Below are 17,319 nucleotides of genomic sequence, written 5' to 3'. Positions count from 1 at the left end.
CCCATGTCAGACATGTCCCAACTACGGATCGACGCCCGGGGGGTTGCCTGGTTGACCCTGACCCGCCCCGAGGTGCACAACGCCTTCGACGACGCCCTGATCGGCGAGCTCAACGCCCACCTGGATCAGGTACGCCAGGCCACCGACAGCGGCGAGGTACGAGTGCTGGTGCTGGGCTCAGAGGGCAAGAGCTTCTCCGCCGGCGCCGACCTCAACTGGATGAAGCGCATGGTCGACTACAGCGTCGACGACAACCTGGCCGACTCGCGTGAGCTGTCTCGCCTGATGCACGGCCTCGACAGTCTGCCCTGCGTGACGGTGTGCCGGGTCCAGGGAGCGGCCTTCGGTGGCGCGGTGGGCCTGGCCGCCTGCTGCGACATCGTGATCGCCTCCGACAGGGCCAAGTTCTGCCTGTCCGAGGTGCGCATCGGCCTGTCGCCGGCGGTCATCAGCCCCTACGTGCAGCGCGCCATCGGCAGCCGTCAGATGCGCCGCTACGCGCTCAGCGCCGAAGTCATGGACGCCGACACCGCCCAGCGACTGGACCTGGTCCACCGGGTGGTCGCCGCAGAGGAACTCGACGCCGCCATCGACGCGATGCTCGACACCCTGCTGGCCACCTCGCCCCAGGCCAGCCGGGCCACCAAGGGCCTGCTGGCGGAAGTCGCCAGGGACACCGACAGCGACGCCACCCGCGAGCGCACCTGTCAGGTCATCAGTGAACTGCGCACCAGCGCCGAAGGCCAGGAGGGACTGGCGAGTTTCCTCGAGAAGCGCCGTCCGGCCTGGGCCGACACCGCCTCTTCCACCAGCCCCCCTTCATCCGCCAGCCCCCCCTCATCCACCAGCAAAAAAGGGAGCGCCTCATGAGCTCGAATCCGTCAGACCGCCAGCCGCGCTTCGACACTCTGCTGGTGGCCAATCGTGGCGAGATCGCTTGTCGTGTCATGGCCACCGCCCGGGCCATGGGCCTGAAGACGGTGGCGGTGTACTCCGACGCCGATGAAGGCGCGCGCCACGTGCGCGAAGCCGATGAGGCGATCCGCATCGGTCCGGCGCCGGCCCGGGAAAGCTATCTCGATGTCGACAAGGTCATCGCGGCGGCCCGCCGCAGCGGCGCCGGCGCCATCCATCCCGGCTACGGTTTCCTGTCGGAAAACGAGGCCTTCGTCAGCGCCTGCGAAGACGCCGGTATCGTCTTCGTCGGCCCGCCCGCCTCCAGCATCAAGGCCATGGGCGACAAGTCCGCCGCCAAGGCCCGCATGATGGACGCCGGGGTCCCGCTGGTGCCGGGCTACCACGGCGATGATCAGGACGACGACCTGCTCAAGCGCGAGGCCGACGCCATCGGCTATCCGGTGCTGCTCAAGGCCAGCGCCGGCGGCGGCGGCAAGGGCATGCGCGTGGTCGAGAACGCCGACGAGTTCCAGGCGGCCCTGGACGGCTGCCGACGGGAGTCCCGCGCAGCCTTCAACGACGACCGCATGTTGATCGAGAAGTACCTGACCCAGCCTCGCCACGTCGAGGTCCAGGTGTTCTGCGACAGCCACGGCGGCGGCGTCTACCTGTTCGAGCGCGACTGCAGCGTGCAGCGTCGTCACCAGAAGGTGCTCGAGGAAGCCCCTGCACCAGGCATGACCCTGGAACTGCGCCAGGCCATGGGCGAGGCGGCGGTGCGCGCGGCCCAGGAGATCGGTTACGTCGGCGCCGGCACGGTGGAGTTTCTGCTCGACGCCTCACCGGGGCAGGACGGCTCCTTCTATTTCATGGAGATGAACACCCGCCTGCAGGTGGAACACCCTGTCACCGAGATGATCACCGGGCAGGACCTGGTCGAGTGGCAGCTGCGCGTGGCCATGGGCGAGCGCCTGCCGCTGAGCCAGGATGAGCTGACCATCAATGGCCACAGCTTCGAGGCGCGGCTTTACGCCGAGGACGCCGACCAGGACTTCCTGCCGGCCACCGGCCTGCTCAGCCACTTTTCGCTGGACCTCGAGGGCGCCTCGCTGGACCCGACCAGGGTGCGCTTGGACAGCGGGGTCGAAAGCGGTGACATGGTGTCGATGCACTACGACCCCATGCTGGCCAAGCTGATCACCCACGGCCCCGACCGCGCCTCGGCGCTGGCGACCCTGAACCGCGCCCTGGCGGCCCTGGACGTGCGTGGCGTGGTCACCAACCGCGGCTTCCTGCAGCGCCTGGCCACCCACCCGGACTTCCAGGCGGCCAACCTCGATACCCGCTTTATCGAGCGCCACGAGGACAGCCTGTTCGCCTCCCGCGGCCTCGACCAGGACAGCCTGGCCAGCGCCGCTCTGGTGGCGCTGCATCAGCTGTCTCGGGAGTGCGAGAGCGACTCGCCCTGGGACCGCCACGACGGCTTTCGCCTGAACGGCCCGCGCCAGATCCGTATCGCCCTGTGCGACCCGCGCGAGGCGCTGGACGCCGAGCCTGCGAGCCTGGCGCTGGTCGAGGGACGTCATGGGGCCAGTGACGACGCCTGGCAGCTCAGCATCAGCGGGGCCAATCGCGACGAGGTCCAGCAGGTATCGGCGAGCCTCACCGATCTTCCCGGCGACGCCGTGGCGATCACCCTGGACGGCCACCGCCGCCGCCTGCAGGCGCGCCTGGTGGGCGAAGGCAAGGAGCGCAACGAGATCGTGCTGTCGAGCCCCGAGGGCGAGGTCCGCCTTTACTGGCGGCGTATCGACGCCATCGACCACGGCCAGCACGAGGTTGAGTCGACCCTGACCGCGCCCATGCACGGTACCGTGGTGGCGCTGCTGGTTGCGCCCGGTGCTGCCGTTGCCAAGGGTGACGCCCTGATGGTGATGGAAGCGATGAAGATGGAGCACACCCTCACCGCCCCGGCCGACGGCGCCGTGGCCAGCTTCCACTTCGCCGCCGGCGACACCGTCGGCCAGGGCGACGTGCTGCTGGAGTTCGACGCCGGCGCGTCGCCAACAGAGGCGCAGTCAGAGACACAGCCCGAAACCGAGCAAAAGGAGTCCCGCTGATGGCCCTTCCCGCCAGCGTTCGCATCGTCGAAGTCGGGCCTCGCGACGGCCTGCAGAACGAGCCGGACCCGATCACCACGGCGACCAAACTCGAGCTGGTCGAACGCCTGGCCAAGGCCGGCCACCGCCATATCGAGGCGGCCAGCTTCGTGTCGCCCAAATGGGTGCCGCAGATGGCCGACCACCGCGAGGTGATGACCGCCCTGATGCGAGAGGGCAAAGGCCAGCCAGGGGTGCGCTATTCGGCGCTGACCCCCAACCTCAAGGGACTGGAGGCGGCCATCGAGTGCGGCGTCGATGAGGTGGCGGTGTTCGGTGCGGCCTCGGAGTCGTTCTCGCAAAAGAACATCAACTGCTCCATCGCCGAGTCGCTCGATCGCTTCGCCCCGGTGGTGGAACGCGCCCGCGATCAGGGGATCCAGGTGCGCGGCTATGTGTCCTGCGTGCTCGGCTGCCCCTACGAAGGCGACATCGCCCCCGAGCAGGTGGCGGCGGTCGCCCGGGCGCTGGACGAGATGGGCTGCTACGAGGTGTCACTGGGAGACACCATCGGCACCGGTACCCCGCACAAGGCCCGGCGCATGCTCGAGGCGGTGGCCCGTGACGTTCCGGTCGAGCGTCTGGCCGCCCACTTCCACGACACCTATGGCCAGGCGCTGGCCAATCTGGCCGCGGTGCTCGAGGACGGCGTCCAGGTGATCGACAGCTCGGTGGCGGGCCTCGGGGGCTGCCCCTACGCCAAGGGCGCCAGCGGCAATGTCGCCACCGAGGACGTGGTTTACCTGCTTGAAGGCCTGGGCATCGAAACCACGGTGGACCTCGAGCGCATCGCCGCCGTGGGCGACTGGATCACCCGCGCCATCGGGCGTCCCAATCGCTCCAAGGCCGGTGTGGCGGTGGTTGCCAAGGGCTAACCAATGCCGAGGGGGAAGGAAGGAAGCGAGGAACGGGGCCTGAGCAATTCTTCCCTCCCTTCCCTCTCCCTTCCCTCTCCCTTCCCTCTCCCTTCTCTCTCTCTTTCCTCTCCCTTCTCTCTCTTTGCTCTCCCTTCCGCTTCCTTTCCATCCCGCGACATACATCGCATCGTGCTATTCTCAGTGTCAGTCCATGAGAGGAACAGGACATGAGCGCACAGGGCCAACGCATTCTCGAGCAGATTCAGCAGCAGCTGCAGCAATCTACCGAGGCGGCAGAGACGGCAGGCTGGGATGACGTGGATATCACTGCCTCGGGCACCGTGGTGGTGCGCAGGTACGCCAGCAAGGACGCCGCCGAGCTCGAGCGCCAACGCATCGACCAGAGCTTCCCCCTGGCTTCCCGCGACAGCCAGTAGCAGCGTAGTCGCCCACCATGATCGGGCTGCTCATCTTTCCCGTGCTGGTGTGTGGCTATATCTACCTCACCGAAAGCCCTGCCGAGCGCATCCGTATCAGCCTCTACCATGGCTGGTCGCTCTACATTCGTGCCGCGCAGTTCGGCATTCTTATTGTCGCGGTGGTCGCCTTGCTGTTCGCCAGCTGATGGCAACCGGACTTTATCTGCAACGCCTCCTCCTCCCGCCACCATGGCATCGCTTCCGATTGCTTCATTCCTCACGAACAGAACACGCAGGGCGAACACTTCCCCGCCCTCGGTAGTACGAAGGCTCCTTCAATGCCTGCGTGGCGCGGGCCCCTGAGTCTCCGGGCAACTGTGCCGATCGGGTCGCAAGCGTTTACAGGGTTGGTTGTGAATGCAGCGGGCGCCGCCTAGCGTTATGCCTTGTAGGAAAAGTGCCTGCGCTCGCCGACGTTACCTCGCCAGCCTGGCAAGCAAAGCACTGACTGCACCGATTGGACCACAGGGAAGCCCTCATGACCCCCGTTATCGTCTTTTGCCTGATCGCGGCGCTCGGTATCGGCGCCCAGTGGCTGGCCTGGCGCTGGAAGGTGCCGGCCATCGTTCTGCTGCTGCTGAGCGGCGTACTCATCGGCCCGGTAACCGGTGTGCTCGACCCACGCTCGGTATTCGGCGAGTTGCTCGAACCGCTGATCGCGGTCGCCGTGGCGATGATCCTGTTCGAGGGTGGCCTGACGCTGAACCTGACACGGCTGAAGGGCGCGGAGCTTGCGGTGAAGCGCCTGGTGTTCTTCGGCGGCCCGCTGGTCTGGCTGCTGGCGACCCTGTCGGGTCACTACATCGGTGGACTGACCTGGGCATCGGCCTCGGTGCTTGGCGGCATCCTGATCGTCACCGGCCCCACCGTCATCATTCCCCTGCTGCGCCAGGCCAGCCTCAAGCGGCGTCCGGGGGAAATCCTGCGCTGGGAGGCGATCCTCAATGACCCGGTGGGCGCCCTGGCGGCGGTGCTGGCCTTCGAACTCGCCATCGTTCTCAACTCCTCTCACTCGCTGTCGATGACCCTCGGCCATATGGCGCTGGGCATCGCGGTGGCGAGCGCGGTGGGGCTGGCCACCGCCTGGGGCCTGATCCGCGCGATCAAGGGCGGCCATATCCCCGAGTTTCTCAAGGTGCCGGTGATCATCTTCTTCGTCATGGCCACCTACGCCCTGCCCAATGCGCTGCTGCATGAAAGCGGCCTGCTGGCGGTCACCGTGATGGGCGTGGTGATCGGCAATTCGTCGCTGTCGTCGCTGGACGAGATCCGCCGCTTCAAGGAGAACATCACCGTACTGCTGGTCTCCGGGGTATTCATCCTGCTGGCCGCTCAGGTGGACCTGGGCACCCTGGCCACCCTGACGACCCGCGAGATCCTGTTCGTCGCGGTGGTACTGCTGCTGGTCCGCCCGCTGGCGGTCTTCATATCGTTGATCAAGGTCGACCTGCCCTTCGGCGAAAAGCTGATGGTCGGCTGGATCGGTCCACGCGGGGTGGTCGCGGTGGCCATCGCCGGTCTGTTCGGCGCGCGCCTGGTCGACATCGGCATCGAGGACGCCGCCCTGCTGTCGCCATTGGCCTTTGCCATCGTCGCCGTCACGGTGCTGCTGCACGGCTTCTCGCTGCAACCCCTGGCCCGTCGCTTCAATCTTCAGTCCACCGATACCAAGGGGCTGTTGATCATCGGCGCCAACCCCTTCACGGTCGCCCTTGCCGAGGCCATCCAGTCCACCGGGCGCCCGGTGCTGATCGCCGATCGCAACTACAACCATCTGCGCCAGGTCAGAGGCCGCGACATTCCCACCTACTACGGCGAGGTACTCACCGAGGAGGCCGAGCTGACGCTGGAGTTCAGCCGCTTCGACAGCATGGTGGCGCTGACCGACAACGACGACTACAACGCTCTGCTGTGCATGCACTATGCTCCCGAATTCGGCCACCATCAGGTGTACCGCTTCGCCCCGGGGGGCGGTGCCGGTGGCGATCATCTCGAGCAGACCCTGGGCGGGCGCTTCTTCGCCAAGGAACTCGACTTCGAACAGGCCACCAACTACATCCGCGAGGGCTGGTGCGTCCGTCTGACGCGCCTCAGCGAGAGCTATTCGTTCGAGGACTATCGACGCGACAACCCCGACGCCCGGGTGATCTCGACCTACGACGAAGATGGCGAAGTACGCGTCATGCACAAGGATGAAAGCTTCGATGCCGGTGACGGCGAGACCCTGCTCGCCCTGGTGCCCGACGACACCCATCGCGACAAGGCAGAGCGCCACGCCAGACGCCAGGAGCAACAACCGACGGATGTCAGCGTTGACGACGGGGCCCATGACGATAACGACGGCGAATCTCGCGGCAACACGACTCCCGGACGCGAACCGCCCGAGCAGGGCTGATCCGGCGAGGTATCGTGGCGGATGCGGAACTTGTGTAGCCTGGGAAGGCCTAACGCCAGGCGAGCCTTTTCCACGGCTCCCTTCATATGACAAGGAGATGTTTCATGAACGCCAGCTGGATCCCTGTTGCCGCCTTCACTGCGCTGTTCACCGCCCTGGCCGGCTGTGCCGGCGGCAGTGGCCATGATGACAGTGCCGACGCCGCAGCCTCGCCCTCCGCCGACTACATTTGCCAGGATGGCAGCCAGTTCACCATCGTCTTCGACAGTCAGGACAGCGCCGAGGTACAGATGCACGGCGACAGCTTCCCGCTCGAACGCCAGCCCGCCGCCTCGGGCATGCACTACGCCTCGGAAAACGGCCAGCACGTCTTCCGTGGCAAGGGCAACGAGGCCACCTGGACCATCGGCCGGCGCATGCCGGTGCAGTGCGAAGTCAGCAGCTGACGCCCGCGCTATTCCCGGACACTCTCCGCGGTCGACCGACAAACGCATTTTCCGCCGCCTGCTTTCCGCAAGGAAAGTCGGCGGCATTCGCCAGACATTTCTCCAGCGGCACAACGACCAAGCCGCAGCAGGAGGCAAGATGGCACGCTACTTCAACGACCCCACCCTACCCAGCCCCGAGTTTCCGGGCTCCCATCTGGTCATGGACGAACACTACGTCCACCTGTCGGGGCTGACCGCCGCCGATATCCAGGGCAGTGACGCCATTCTCGGTGACGCCGCCGAAGAAACTCGCTGGATCCTCAGGCGACTGTCTCACCTGCTCGAGCAGGCGGATTGCACCCTGGCCGACACCGTGCGTGTTCAAGTGCACCTCACCGACCTGTCGCTGCAACAGGCGGTGGATGATGTCTATTCTGAGTGGTTCGAGGCTGCGCGCTATCCGGCGCGTACCTGCACCGTGTCGCCACAGCTGCATGGCGGCGCCGCCGTGGAGATCACCCTGACCGCCCGGCGGCCCGAGGGTGCATCGCCTGATGAGCCCAGCGAGGGCTGAGTCTTGTCGACCAAGCCTGACGCCCCAACCGCGTTAGACTGAAAGGTTCAGGCCAGGATCATCACCACGCAGGCCGCGGTGAGCGCCCCCATCACCCCATTGAACACCCGCCAGGATCGGTCGCTCTTCAACAGGCGGCCGATGGCGGTGCCAAACCCTGCCCACAGAGCGATGCAGGGCAGCCCCACCAGTTCCGCCACGCCCGCCAGCAACAGGGCGTTGACCCAGGGGTTGCCGCCGTCCGGCAGGAACCCCGCCATCAACGCGATACCCATGACCCACGCCTTGGGGTTGGCAAACTGGAACGCCGCCGCCTGCACGAAGGACAGCGGGCGGGCATCGCCTACCCGCAGGTCCGGCGGCGGGGCCGTCGCGATCTTCCACGCCAGGTACAAGAGGTACAGGCTGCCGACCAGCTTGAGTCCGCCCTGCACCACCGGATAGCGCTCGAACACCACCCCGAGCCCGAGCGCGATCGAGGCGAACAGCACAAAACAGCCGCCCAGGATGCCGAACAGGTGTGGCAGGGTACGCAGGAAGCCGTAGTTGGCGCCAGAGGCGGTCAGCATCACGTTGTTGGGACCCGGCGTGATGGTCATGGACACCATGAACAGCGCTGCCGGAAGCAGAAAGGCGAGCTGACTAGCGGTCTCTTCCATGATTGTACCCCTACAATTTTTGCATTATGGTGTGAAACAAGGTGAATTGACCCCGATTTTTAAAGCATACTCAGGCAACAATTGCCGTCAAAGAGTTTATTGTCACCATGACAATCTGGGCTCCCTCCCTCGAATTCGACTCCCGCTCGGCCCGCTATCGTCAGATCGCCTCGGCCATCGGCGAGGCCATCGACCAGGGCCAGCTCGCCGCCGGCGATCGACTGCCCCCGCAACGGACCCTGGCCGACGCGCTGGGCGTCACCGTGGGCACCATCACCCGCGCCTACAGCGAAGCCCAGCAACGGGGCTGGGTATCGTCCCGGGTCGGCAGTGGCACCTACGTCAATGACGCCGCCGCCGGAAACAGCCCCTTCGATGTACACGTCGCAGCCGACTCCGATGGCGTGGTCGACATGAGCCTGAGCTTTGCTCCGCCGCACCCCTGGCGTCATCAGTGTCTGCAGCAGGCCCTGGCGGAGGTGACCGAAGACCCGGCCTGCCTTGCCATGGTCGCCGCCTACCAGCCCGACATCGGCACCCGGCAGCACAGAGAGGCGCTGTCACGTTGGCTTGAGGATCTCGGCTTTCCCCTGCACGAGGTGCTGGCGATCACCCAGGGCGGCCAGCACGGCATCGACCTGTGCCTGAGAGCCCTGACCCGCCCCGGCGACAGCGTGGCCGCCGACGCCCTCACCTATCCGGGGTTCAACGCCGCCACCCGCCACGCTCACCTCAAGCCGATGGCGGTACCCCTGGACGACGACGGCATGGACATCGATGCACTGGCACGCCTGTGCCAGCGCCAGGTGCCCCGCCTGGTCTACCTGACCCCGGACCAGAACAACCCCACCAGCGCGGTGCTTTCGCCACAGCGCAGGGAACAGCTCGCCGCCCTGGCGCGTCGACATGACTTCTGGCTGATCGAGGACGCCGTACAGTACCTGCCGCGGGAGGATCGCGGTGTGTCTCTGCTGGAACTGGCGCCGGAACGCACGCTGCAGGTGTTCAGCACCTCCAAGGTGCTTTCCGGTGGCCTCAGGGTCGGCACCCTGCAGATGCCGGCCACCCTGCGCGAGCGCATCGGCAGCCTGCTACGGGCGCAGTCTTGGATGTGTCCGCCGCTGATGACCGAGGTGGCGCGGCGCTGGATCGCCTCGCCCCGCTACCCCGAACTGCTGGCCTGGCAGACCGCAGAGCTGGCCGCTCGGCAGCGTCTGGCACGGGCAAGCTTCGAGGCCCTGACGCCCCGCCATCTCACCCACGGCGCCAACTTCTGGCTGCCGCTGCCCGAGGGCCGTCGGGCCAGCGAGGTACAGGCCCTGCTGAAGAGCGAAGGCGTGCTGGTGGCAACGCCTGAACCCTTCTGTACCGGCAGCGAGCCGGCGCCCCAGGCCATTCGCCTGTGCGTGGGCGCCCCCGACAGCCGCGAGTCCCTGCAACAGGCCCTCGCCACCGTGCGACGTGTGCTGGAGCAGGGGGACACCAGCCCCTGGGCAACACTGTAGCGACGGTCCGACACCTGCCTGAATTCGCTGACGTTGTGAACCAGGTCCAGACGTCCATCGACCCATCTCTGCGCTCGCCGACCCAGTCGCCCACCCCGCTCATGTCAGTGGCGAAATCTGTATAGAAGATCAAGCACAGTCTGTGACACACATCGTCACTCCCCCCTGGCGATTCTTGCCTGCTTTTCGACGATAGCCGCCTTGACGCCGCGCCATTGCCCCGCTGTTAATGTATATACATTAAAGTTTTCCCATCATTTTCGGCCACGTCTCGGGAGCTCGCCACCATGCATCGACTCGTCATCACCCCAGGCCAACTCACCCTCCAGGACATGCGCCAGCTCCTCACGTCACCGACAGTGGTGTCTCTGGAGCCCTCGGCATACGCCGCCATCGACGCCTCGGTGGCGACGGTGGCTGGCGTCATCGACGAGGGACGCACTGCCTACGGGGTCAACACCGGCTTCGGCCTGCTGGCTCAGACCCGCATCGAGCGCGAACGCCTGGAGGATCTGCAGCGCTCGCTCGTGCTATCCCACGCCACCGGCGTCGGTGAACGCCTGGACGACGAGCTGGTGCGACTGATCATAACGCTGAAGGTGGCAAGCCTGGCACGCGGCTACTCCGGCATTCGCGGCGAAGTCCTCGACGCCCTGATCACCCTGATCAACACCGAGGTCTGGCCGGTGATCCCCGCCAAGGGCTCGGTAGGTGCCTCGGGCGACCTGGCGCCACTGGCCCATATGAGTCTGGTGCTGCTGGGCGAGGGCCAGGCACGCCACCGTGGCGAGACCCTCTCGGGACGGGACGCCCTGAACGTGGCTGGCCTGTCGCCCCTGACCCTGGCACCCAAGGAGGGCTTGGCGCTGCTCAATGGCACCCAGGTCTCCACCGCGCTGGCGCTGCGCGGTCTGTTCGAGGCCGAAGATCTGTTCGCCAGCGCCACCGTGTGCGGCGCCCTTAGCGTCGAGGCGAGCCTGGCCTCACGGGTTCCCTTCGACGCCCGCATCCACGAACTGCGCGGCCAACCCGGGCAGATCGACGTTGCCAGGGCCTATCGTCACCTGCTCGAGGACACCAGCGAGGTGGGGGCCTCCCACGCCGACTGTGACCGCGTACAGGACCCCTACTCGCTGCGCTGCCAGCCTCAGGTCATGGGCGCGGTGCTCGACCAGATCCGCCACGCGGCCAGGGTGCTCGAGATCGAGGCCAACGCTGTCACCGACAACCCGCTGGTCTTCGCCGACAACGGCGACATCCTCTCGGGCGGCAACTTCCACGCCGAGCCGGTTGCCCTTGTGGCCGACAATCTGGCGCTGGCGCTGGCGGAGATCGGGGCCCTGTCGGAGCGACGCATCTCGCTGATGATGGACACCCACATGTCCCGGCTTCCCCCCTTCCTGGTCGAAAACGGCGGCGTGAATTCCGGTTTCATGATTGCCCAGGTGTCAGCCGCCGCGCTGGCCAGCGAGAACAAGGCTCTGGCCCACCCTCACAGCGTGGACAGCCTGCCTACCTCGGCCAATCAGGAGGACCATGTGTCCATGGCGCCGGCGGCGGGACGGCGACTCAAGGAGATGGCGGCCAATGTTCGCGGCGTGCTGGCCATCGAATGGCTGGCAAGTTGCCAGGGCCTCGACATGCGCGAGGGGCTCGCCTCGACACCTTTGCTGGAGCAGGCCCGTCAGCGACTGCGTCGCCGGGTGACCCACTATGACCACGATCGTTACTTCGCACCGGACATCGAGGCCGCCACACGTCTGCTGGACGAAGGCGCATTGTGTGACCTCGTTCTCGACGATCTTCTGCCCAGCCGCGCGCCCTGACTCGACAGGCTTCGCTGGTTCGGACTAAACCGAAAGGATCAATGAACTCAGCCCCAGGTGCCACAACCCCGCCACCAGCGAGAGTCAGCCGATGAATCATGACAAGATGGCCGCCAGACCACACGTCGAGCAACAGAGGCCGCTCCCCCACGCCTTCGTCATCCTCTTCTTTCTCGCCCTGCTGGCGGCCATCGTGACCTGGTTCGTCCCCAGCGGAAGCTTCGAACGCATCACCAACGCCGACGGGCGCTCGGTCATCGTCGCCGGCACCTACCAGGCCATCGACTCCCCGGGCATCGGTCCCTTCGAGTTCTTCAACGCCTTCTTCGAAGGGATGAAGAGCGGCTCGTCGATCATCTTCTTTCTGGTCATCGTCGGCGGTACCTTCGGGGTCCTGAGGCGCTCCCGCGCCATCGAAGGGCTGGTCCACTTCCTGCTGGTGAAGCTCAAGGGCCGCGAGATCCTGATCATCCCGCTGATGATGACCTTCTTCGCCCTGTGTTCCGGTACCTACGGCATGATCGAGGGCAGCATCGTCTACATCTTCATCCTGCTGCCGCTGGCGCGACGTATCGGCTACGACGCCGTGGTCGCCGCCGCCATCCCGCTGATCGGCACCGCCATCGGCTACACCGGCTCCTTTCTCAATCCCTTCAACGTCGGCGTCGCCCAGAGCATCGCCGAATTGCCGCTGTTTTCCGGCATGGGCTACCGCTTCGTCTGCTGGCTTGCGTTCGTCGCCCTGAGCATCGGCTACGTGATGTTCTACGCCCGTCGCGTGCAGGCAAGGCCAGAGCGCAGTGTGGTCTACGGCCTGGCCCCGCCCGATGAAGAAGGACCGGGCGATCACGTCGACCTGACCCCTAGCCACCTGCTGATCCTCGGCGCCTTCGCCCTGGCTCTGGTGGCGATCATCGCCGGAGTCAGTGCCTTCGGCTGGTACCTCAAGGAGATGGCCGGCGTCTTCCTGCTGCTGGGTATCGTCACCGGGCTGCTTGCCGGCATGGGGGCCAACACCATCGCAGGGGCCTTTTCCACCGGCTGCAAGGACATGATGGACGGCGCCCTGGCGGTGGGCCTGGCCTTCACCATCGTGGTCATCGTGCAACACAGCGAGATCATCGACACCATCATCCATTCGCTTTCCACGCTGATCGGCGACACCTCGGCGTCGGCCGCAGCACTGGGCATGTTCGCCATGCAAAGCGCGATGAACTTCATCGTCACCTCGGGCAGCGGCCAGGCGGCGCTGACCATGCCCATCATGACGCCCATCGCGGACCTTGCCGAGGTACACCGCCAGGTCGCGGTGCTGGCCTTCCAGTTTGGCGACGGCATCTCCAATGCCTTTACTCCTACCGCCGGCTGGTTGATGGCGGGACTCACCATCGCCGGCATTCCCTGGAGCCGCTGGATGCGTTTCATGCTGCCGCTGATCGCCCTGCTCTATGCCCTCGGCGCTGTACTCATCCTGCTGGCGACCCTGGTGGTCTGGCCCCTCGCCTGACGGTCTGCACTCACGGAGCCTCGTCTTGACCAGCAACACGCTACCCTTGAGCCTTGCGATGATTGAACGCCTGGTGGCTTTCGACACCACCAGTCATCGCTCCAACCTTGAACTGATCAACGACGTCGCCGGCTGGCTCGAGGCGCGTGGGGCGGCGGTGACCCTGCTCTACAACGACAGCGGCGACAAGGCCAACCTGATCGCCGAATTTGGCCCCCGCGACGCCCCGGGCCTGCTGGTTTCCGGCCACACCGACGTGGTGCCGGCGAGCCCCGCAGACTGGCGTGTCACCGCCCCGTTCACGCCGAAACGCCACGCTGAACGCCTCTACGGTCGCGGTACGGCGGACATGAAGGGATTCATCGGCGTGGCCCTGACGAAACTGGCCGCCTGGCAGGCAGAGCACTCGCGTCACTCGGTGTTGCTGGCGCTGTCCTTCGACGAAGAGGTCGGGTGCCTGGGTGCCCCGCTGATGCTGCCGTTTCTCGAGGCCCACAAGGAACGCCTGCGGGGCATCATCGTCGGCGAACCCACCGCGATGCGCATCGCCAACGCCCACAAGGGCCACGTCGGCATGCGCGCCACCATCGAGGGTGTGGGAGGCCACTCGGGCTACCCGGGGCGAGGCGTCAACGCCATCGATGTCGGCGCGGGCGTGGTTGCGCAGATCCGCCAACTGGCACGGGAAAAGCGCCTGATGTCGCTCACCGATCAGCGCTTCGATCCCCCCTACTCCACGGTCCACGTCGGGCTGATCGAGGGTGGCAGCGCGCTGAATCAGATCCCCGAGCACTGCCGCATCGACTTCGAGATGCGCCCGCTGCCCGGGCAGCCCGCCATGGAAATCCTCGAGCGTCTGCGCAAGGACTTTCCCAGCGGCCTGGATCGCGACCTGATTGGCCTCGGCCGTCGCGCCAGACTGACCCTGGAATGCCGCAGCCAGTACCCACCGCTGGACGAACGCCGCCAAGGCTACCTGTCATGGATCGCCGAACTGGCCGAATGCAGCGTCGAACCGTTGGCGCTCGGCTTCGGCTGCGAGGCCGGGCTGTTCGCCCAGCTGGGCGTCCCTACCGTGATCTGCGGCCCCGGCAGCATCCATCAGGCCCATCAGCCAGACGAGTTCATCGCCTTCGATCAGATCACGAAGTGCGAGGGCTTCTTCGACCGGCTGTTGTCACAGCTGTCCTTTCCTCTTCCTGACTTCCACCGCCTGGAGGCCCCATGAACCTGCGCATCCATCCCGACACCATGGTCAGCGACGAAGACGTCGCCGCCTTCCAGCGCGACGGCGCCATCTGTCTACGCGGCATCTTCTGCCCTCAGGAGCTCAAGCGACTGGCGGAGGGCATCGAGGACAACCTGCGCGATCCCAGCCCCCGGGCCAAGGTCGCCAGTCGACCCGATGACCCAGGCTGGTTCTTCGAGGACTTCTGCAACTGGCAGACCAACGAAGCGTATCGAGGTTTCATCTTCGACTCGCCGCTGGGGCTTATCGGGCAACGCCTGATGGGCTCACGCCAGGTACGCCTCTACCACGACCATCTACTGGTCAAGGAACCGGGCACGCGCCAGCGTACCCCCTGGCACCAGGACCAGCCCTACTACAACGTGGAAGGCAGTCAGAACGTCAGCATGTGGCTACCGGTGGATCCGGTATCCCGGGCGGCCACCCTGGAGTTTGTGACCGGGTCCCACAAGGGGCCCTGGCTGATGCCGCGGACCTTCATGGACCACCAGGCCAGCTGGTTCCCCGAGGGCAGTCTGGCCGAGCTGCCGGACATCGAGGCCCAGCGTGAGCGCTACACCATCCTTGGCTGGGCGCTGGAACCCGGCGACGCGGTCTTCTTCAACATGCTGACCCTGCACGCCTCGGGCGGCGTCAGTGGCCCTCATCGCCGTCGCGCTTTCTCGGTGCGCCTGCTGGGTGACGACATGGTCCACGCACCGCGGGCCTGGACCACCTCGCCGCCCTTTCCCGGCCTCGCCGACGAACTGCCCGCGGGCAGCCCCATGGAGCACCCGCTGTTTCCGCTGCTGGCAGGATGATCTTTCCCGCCGGCCAGTTTGGCGGGGCATAGGGGCAAGACGCCCTCGCCTACCCGCGCGGGAGACTTTCGGTCGCGCCGCAGCACGTCACTCCACCGGGAAGGCGAACGCCAGCGCGATCCGGTTCCAGGCGTTGATCGAGACCACCAGCGCCGTCACGTTGACCTGCTCTTCGGGGGTAAATTCAGCGGCCAGGCGGATGTAGTCGCCGCCGCCGTTCTCCTGGCCGCTGACCAGCGTCAGCGCCTCGGTCCAGGCCAGCGCTGCCTGTTCACGGCGACTGAAGAGCTGGGTCTCTCGCCACGCCGACAGAACATCCAGACGCGACTGCTGCTCACCGTCCTCGCGTGCTTCCTGGCTGTGCATGCGCAGACAGAAGGCGCAACCGTTCAGCTGGGAGGCACGGAGCTTGATCAGGTGCACCAGCTCAGACTCGATGCCCGCCTCGGCCACGGCACGCTCGAGTTCCACCAGGGCCTTGGCCAGCATCGGCTGGTGGCGAAAGACGTCGGCCCGGGTCAGACGTTGATCTTTCATTCGGGACTCCTCACAGGACGGGAAAGGAGGTAGTCTTTGCGCGTTTGAATTCCTTACCGCTGGCCGCCTGATGGCGCCTGTCTGCCCCGAGCGATGGCCCTGCTGCACAGGGGCTTTCCTGCGCAGGGGCCTTGCCCTGCCATGGCCTCCAGCGTCAACGCCGACAATGAGACCGTCCTAGATGTGGTTCCAGAGCACCCTTCGCCTCGCTGCCCGCCCCCGGGGCTTTCACCTGATCACCGATGAGGTCGTTCAGGCACTGCCGGACCTGCCGAGCATGCGCATCGGCCTGCTCCACGTCTTCATCCAGCACACCTCGGCATCGCTGACCATCAACGAAGACGCCGATCCCACGGTACGTGGCGACTTCGAGCGTCACTTCAATGTGATGGTGCCGGAGGACGCACCCTACTACCGCCACACCCAGGAAGGCAGCGACGACATGCCGGCCCACCTCAAGGCCAGCCTGCTGGGGCCCTCACTCAGCATTCCCGTCACCGAAGGGCGCCTGGCGATGGGCACCTGGCAGGGTATCTATCTGTGCGAGCACCGCGACCACGGCGGGCCTCGCCAGCTTGTGCTGACCTTGAACGGCGAGCGCACCCGCTGGCGCCCGGAACAGGCGATGCCCGACCCCTACCGCCGTCGCGACTGAACCATCCTGCGGGCCCCATCAGCGGGCCCCGCGCGTGGGGCAACGGCCGCGAACCCTGCATGACTGTCGCCGGCCATCCTCGCTGCCGCTTCTGCTCCTTCCTTGCCTTCTCGGCTTGCCTGGCCCGGTTCAGGACTTCGCCAGGCGTCGGTAATCCGGTTGTTCGTTGCAGCGCCACAGGTACCAGGACGCCACCGAGCGCCAGGGCCTGCAGGGTTCGCACAGCTCGCGGGTCTCCCTTGGCGTCGGCATGCGTTCCCAGCCGAACAGGTAGCGCGCGCCGTCGCGGATGCCCAAGTCATCCACCGGCAGGATATCGGGACGTCCAAGGGTGTTGATCAGCATCATCTCGACGGTCCAGCGGCCGATACCCTTGATGGCGGTGAAACGCTTGATCAGCTCCTCGTCCTCCATCTCGGCGGCCTGTTCGCGGTTGGGGATTCGACCGTCCAGTGCCGCCTCGGCGAGGCCCTGGAGGGTCGCCTGCTTGCGTGCCGAGAAGCCACAGGCTCGGAGCTCCTCCGAGGGGAGCTCGGACAGTTGCCGGGGACTGGGGAAATCCTGCCCCGGGAACAGCGCCGTCAGACGGCCGACAATCGCCGCCGCCGCCTTGCCATGGAGCTGCTGATAGGCCACCGCCCTGGACAACGACTCGTAGGGGCTGCGATCGAGGGCGGTGGTCAGGCCGCAGTCGCCCACCCGATCGATCAGCCCCGCCCAACCGTCGTCCAACTGGCGCAAATGGGCCTGGGCAGGCCCCAGGTGTACGGCGATATCGTGTACTTGCATAGA

17 protein-coding genes are annotated in these 17,319 nt (G+C 66.2%); 14 read left to right on the top strand and 3 right to left on the bottom strand.

Features of this window, described 5'->3' with window-relative positions:
* The first annotated feature begins 3 nt into the window (after positions 1-3).
* The 8 genes from NFG57_RS08170 (at position 4) to NFG57_RS08135 (ending at position 7,789) form a co-directional block, all read left to right on the top strand.
* Positions 4-870, top strand: coding sequence for an enoyl-CoA hydratase-related protein (locus NFG57_RS08170; protein ID WP_348815867.1), 867 nt, complete (start codon positions 4-6; stop codon positions 868-870).
* A complete protein-coding gene (locus NFG57_RS08165; protein ID WP_348815866.1) occupies positions 867-3,017 on the top strand; it encodes an acetyl/propionyl/methylcrotonyl-CoA carboxylase subunit alpha in 2,151 nt (716 codons plus the stop codon). Before NFG57_RS08170 ends, NFG57_RS08165 begins: the two co-directional genes overlap by 4 nt.
* Positions 3,017-3,931, top strand: coding sequence for a hydroxymethylglutaryl-CoA lyase (locus tag NFG57_RS08160; protein WP_348815865.1), 915 nt, complete (start codon positions 3,017-3,019; stop codon positions 3,929-3,931). The genes NFG57_RS08165 and NFG57_RS08160 overlap by 1 nt, the downstream gene beginning before the upstream one ends.
* 209 nt (positions 3,932-4,140) lie before the next feature.
* Complete coding sequence (locus tag NFG57_RS08155) at positions 4,141-4,350, top strand: hypothetical protein (protein WP_348815864.1); 210 nt, start codon at positions 4,141-4,143, stop codon at positions 4,348-4,350.
* A gap of 17 nt (positions 4,351-4,367) precedes the next feature.
* On the top strand, positions 4,368-4,538 hold the full coding sequence (locus NFG57_RS08150) for a hypothetical protein (RefSeq protein WP_157033145.1): 171 nt from the start codon (positions 4,368-4,370) through the stop codon (positions 4,536-4,538).
* Between the two features lie 332 nt (positions 4,539-4,870).
* A complete protein-coding gene (locus NFG57_RS08145; protein ID WP_348815863.1) occupies positions 4,871-6,787 on the top strand; it encodes a cation:proton antiporter in 1,917 nt (638 codons plus the stop codon).
* Between the two features lie 104 nt (positions 6,788-6,891).
* Entirely contained in the window at positions 6,892-7,233 is a 342-nt protein-coding gene (locus NFG57_RS08140) for an MliC family protein (protein WP_108447738.1), read from the top strand.
* A gap of 139 nt (positions 7,234-7,372) precedes the next feature.
* Entirely contained in the window at positions 7,373-7,789 is a 417-nt protein-coding gene (locus tag NFG57_RS08135) for a RidA family protein (protein WP_045995003.1), read from the top strand.
* Between the two features lie 47 nt (positions 7,790-7,836).
* On the opposite strand, the gene NFG57_RS08130 is transcribed toward NFG57_RS08135, so the two are convergent.
* Positions 7,837-8,448, bottom strand: coding sequence for a LysE family translocator (locus NFG57_RS08130; protein ID WP_045994283.1), 612 nt, complete (start codon positions 8,446-8,448; stop codon positions 7,837-7,839).
* A gap of 107 nt (positions 8,449-8,555) precedes the next feature.
* Here NFG57_RS08130 and NFG57_RS08125 point away from each other — a divergent pair, with 107 nt between their 5' ends.
* The 5 genes from NFG57_RS08125 (at position 8,556) to NFG57_RS08105 (ending at position 15,335) form a co-directional block, all read left to right on the top strand.
* Positions 8,556-9,953, top strand: coding sequence for a PLP-dependent aminotransferase family protein (locus tag NFG57_RS08125; RefSeq protein ID WP_348815861.1), 1,398 nt, complete (start codon positions 8,556-8,558; stop codon positions 9,951-9,953).
* Positions 9,954-10,240: 287 nt separating this feature from the next.
* Entirely contained in the window at positions 10,241-11,779 is a 1,539-nt protein-coding gene (gene hutH / locus NFG57_RS08120) for a histidine ammonia-lyase (RefSeq protein WP_348815860.1), read from the top strand.
* A 91-nt stretch (positions 11,780-11,870) separates the two neighbouring features.
* Positions 11,871-13,286 (top strand): C4-dicarboxylate ABC transporter permease, encoded by a 1,416-nt coding sequence (locus NFG57_RS08115; protein WP_348815859.1) that lies wholly within the window; start codon positions 11,871-11,873, stop codon positions 13,284-13,286.
* A gap of 25 nt (positions 13,287-13,311) precedes the next feature.
* Positions 13,312-14,514, top strand: coding sequence for an acetylornithine deacetylase (argE, locus tag NFG57_RS08110; RefSeq protein ID WP_348815858.1), 1,203 nt, complete (start codon positions 13,312-13,314; stop codon positions 14,512-14,514).
* Positions 14,511-15,335, top strand: a complete 825-nt coding sequence (locus tag NFG57_RS08105) for a phytanoyl-CoA dioxygenase family protein (protein WP_348815857.1) — start codon at positions 14,511-14,513, stop codon at positions 15,333-15,335. The genes argE and NFG57_RS08105 overlap by 4 nt, the downstream gene beginning before the upstream one ends.
* Positions 15,336-15,422: 87 nt before the next feature.
* Here the strand turns inward: NFG57_RS08105 and NFG57_RS08100 are convergent, their stop codons facing one another.
* Positions 15,423-15,872, bottom strand: a complete 450-nt coding sequence (locus tag NFG57_RS08100; protein WP_348815856.1) for a carboxymuconolactone decarboxylase family protein — start codon at positions 15,870-15,872, stop codon at positions 15,423-15,425.
* 181 nt (positions 15,873-16,053) lie between these two features.
* Between NFG57_RS08100 and NFG57_RS08095 the strand changes: the two genes are divergently transcribed.
* Positions 16,054-16,527, top strand: coding sequence for a secondary thiamine-phosphate synthase enzyme YjbQ (locus NFG57_RS08095; protein ID WP_213231798.1), 474 nt, complete (start codon positions 16,054-16,056; stop codon positions 16,525-16,527).
* Between the two features lie 129 nt (positions 16,528-16,656).
* On the opposite strand, the gene NFG57_RS08090 is transcribed toward NFG57_RS08095, so the two are convergent.
* Positions 16,657-17,316: a DNA-3-methyladenine glycosylase gene (locus tag NFG57_RS08090; RefSeq protein WP_286985073.1), complete on the bottom strand. Its 660-nt coding sequence runs from the start codon at positions 17,314-17,316 to the stop codon at positions 16,657-16,659.
* Positions 17,317-17,319: the final 3 nt, after the last annotated feature.

This window comes from Halomonas sp. H10-59, from assembly GCF_040070555.1.
GTDB lineage: Bacteria > Pseudomonadota > Gammaproteobacteria > Pseudomonadales > Halomonadaceae > Halomonas > Halomonas litopenaei.
Note: the sequence above shows the minus strand (reverse complement) of the source record. Positions and strands in the feature narration are given on the sequence as shown.

Coding starts and splice junctions, on each gene's coding strand:
- NFG57_RS08170 (WP_348815867.1), top strand. CDS start 4: ATGTCAGACATGTCCCAACTACGGATCGACGCCCGGGGGGTTGCCTGG.
- NFG57_RS08165 (WP_348815866.1), top strand. CDS start 867: ATGAGCTCGAATCCGTCAGACCGCCAGCCGCGCTTCGACACTCTGCTG.
- NFG57_RS08160 (WP_348815865.1), top strand. CDS start 3,017: ATGGCCCTTCCCGCCAGCGTTCGCATCGTCGAAGTCGGGCCTCGCGAC.
- NFG57_RS08155 (WP_348815864.1), top strand. CDS start 4,141: ATGAGCGCACAGGGCCAACGCATTCTCGAGCAGATTCAGCAGCAGCTG.
- NFG57_RS08150 (WP_157033145.1), top strand. CDS start 4,368: ATGATCGGGCTGCTCATCTTTCCCGTGCTGGTGTGTGGCTATATCTAC.
- NFG57_RS08145 (WP_348815863.1), top strand. CDS start 4,871: ATGACCCCCGTTATCGTCTTTTGCCTGATCGCGGCGCTCGGTATCGGC.
- NFG57_RS08140 (WP_108447738.1), top strand. CDS start 6,892: ATGAACGCCAGCTGGATCCCTGTTGCCGCCTTCACTGCGCTGTTCACC.
- NFG57_RS08135 (WP_045995003.1), top strand. CDS start 7,373: ATGGCACGCTACTTCAACGACCCCACCCTACCCAGCCCCGAGTTTCCG.
- NFG57_RS08130 (WP_045994283.1), bottom strand. CDS start 8,448: ATGGAAGAGACCGCTAGTCAGCTCGCCTTTCTGCTTCCGGCAGCGCTG.
- NFG57_RS08125 (WP_348815861.1), top strand. CDS start 8,556: ATGACAATCTGGGCTCCCTCCCTCGAATTCGACTCCCGCTCGGCCCGC.
- hutH (WP_348815860.1), top strand. CDS start 10,241: ATGCATCGACTCGTCATCACCCCAGGCCAACTCACCCTCCAGGACATG.
- NFG57_RS08115 (WP_348815859.1), top strand. CDS start 11,871: ATGAATCATGACAAGATGGCCGCCAGACCACACGTCGAGCAACAGAGG.
- NFG57_RS08105 (WP_348815857.1), top strand. CDS start 14,511: ATGAACCTGCGCATCCATCCCGACACCATGGTCAGCGACGAAGACGTC.
- NFG57_RS08100 (WP_348815856.1), bottom strand. CDS start 15,872: ATGAAAGATCAACGTCTGACCCGGGCCGACGTCTTTCGCCACCAGCCG.
- NFG57_RS08095 (WP_213231798.1), top strand. CDS start 16,054: ATGTGGTTCCAGAGCACCCTTCGCCTCGCTGCCCGCCCCCGGGGCTTT.
- NFG57_RS08090 (WP_286985073.1), bottom strand. CDS start 17,316: ATGCAAGTACACGATATCGCCGTACACCTGGGGCCTGCCCAGGCCCAT.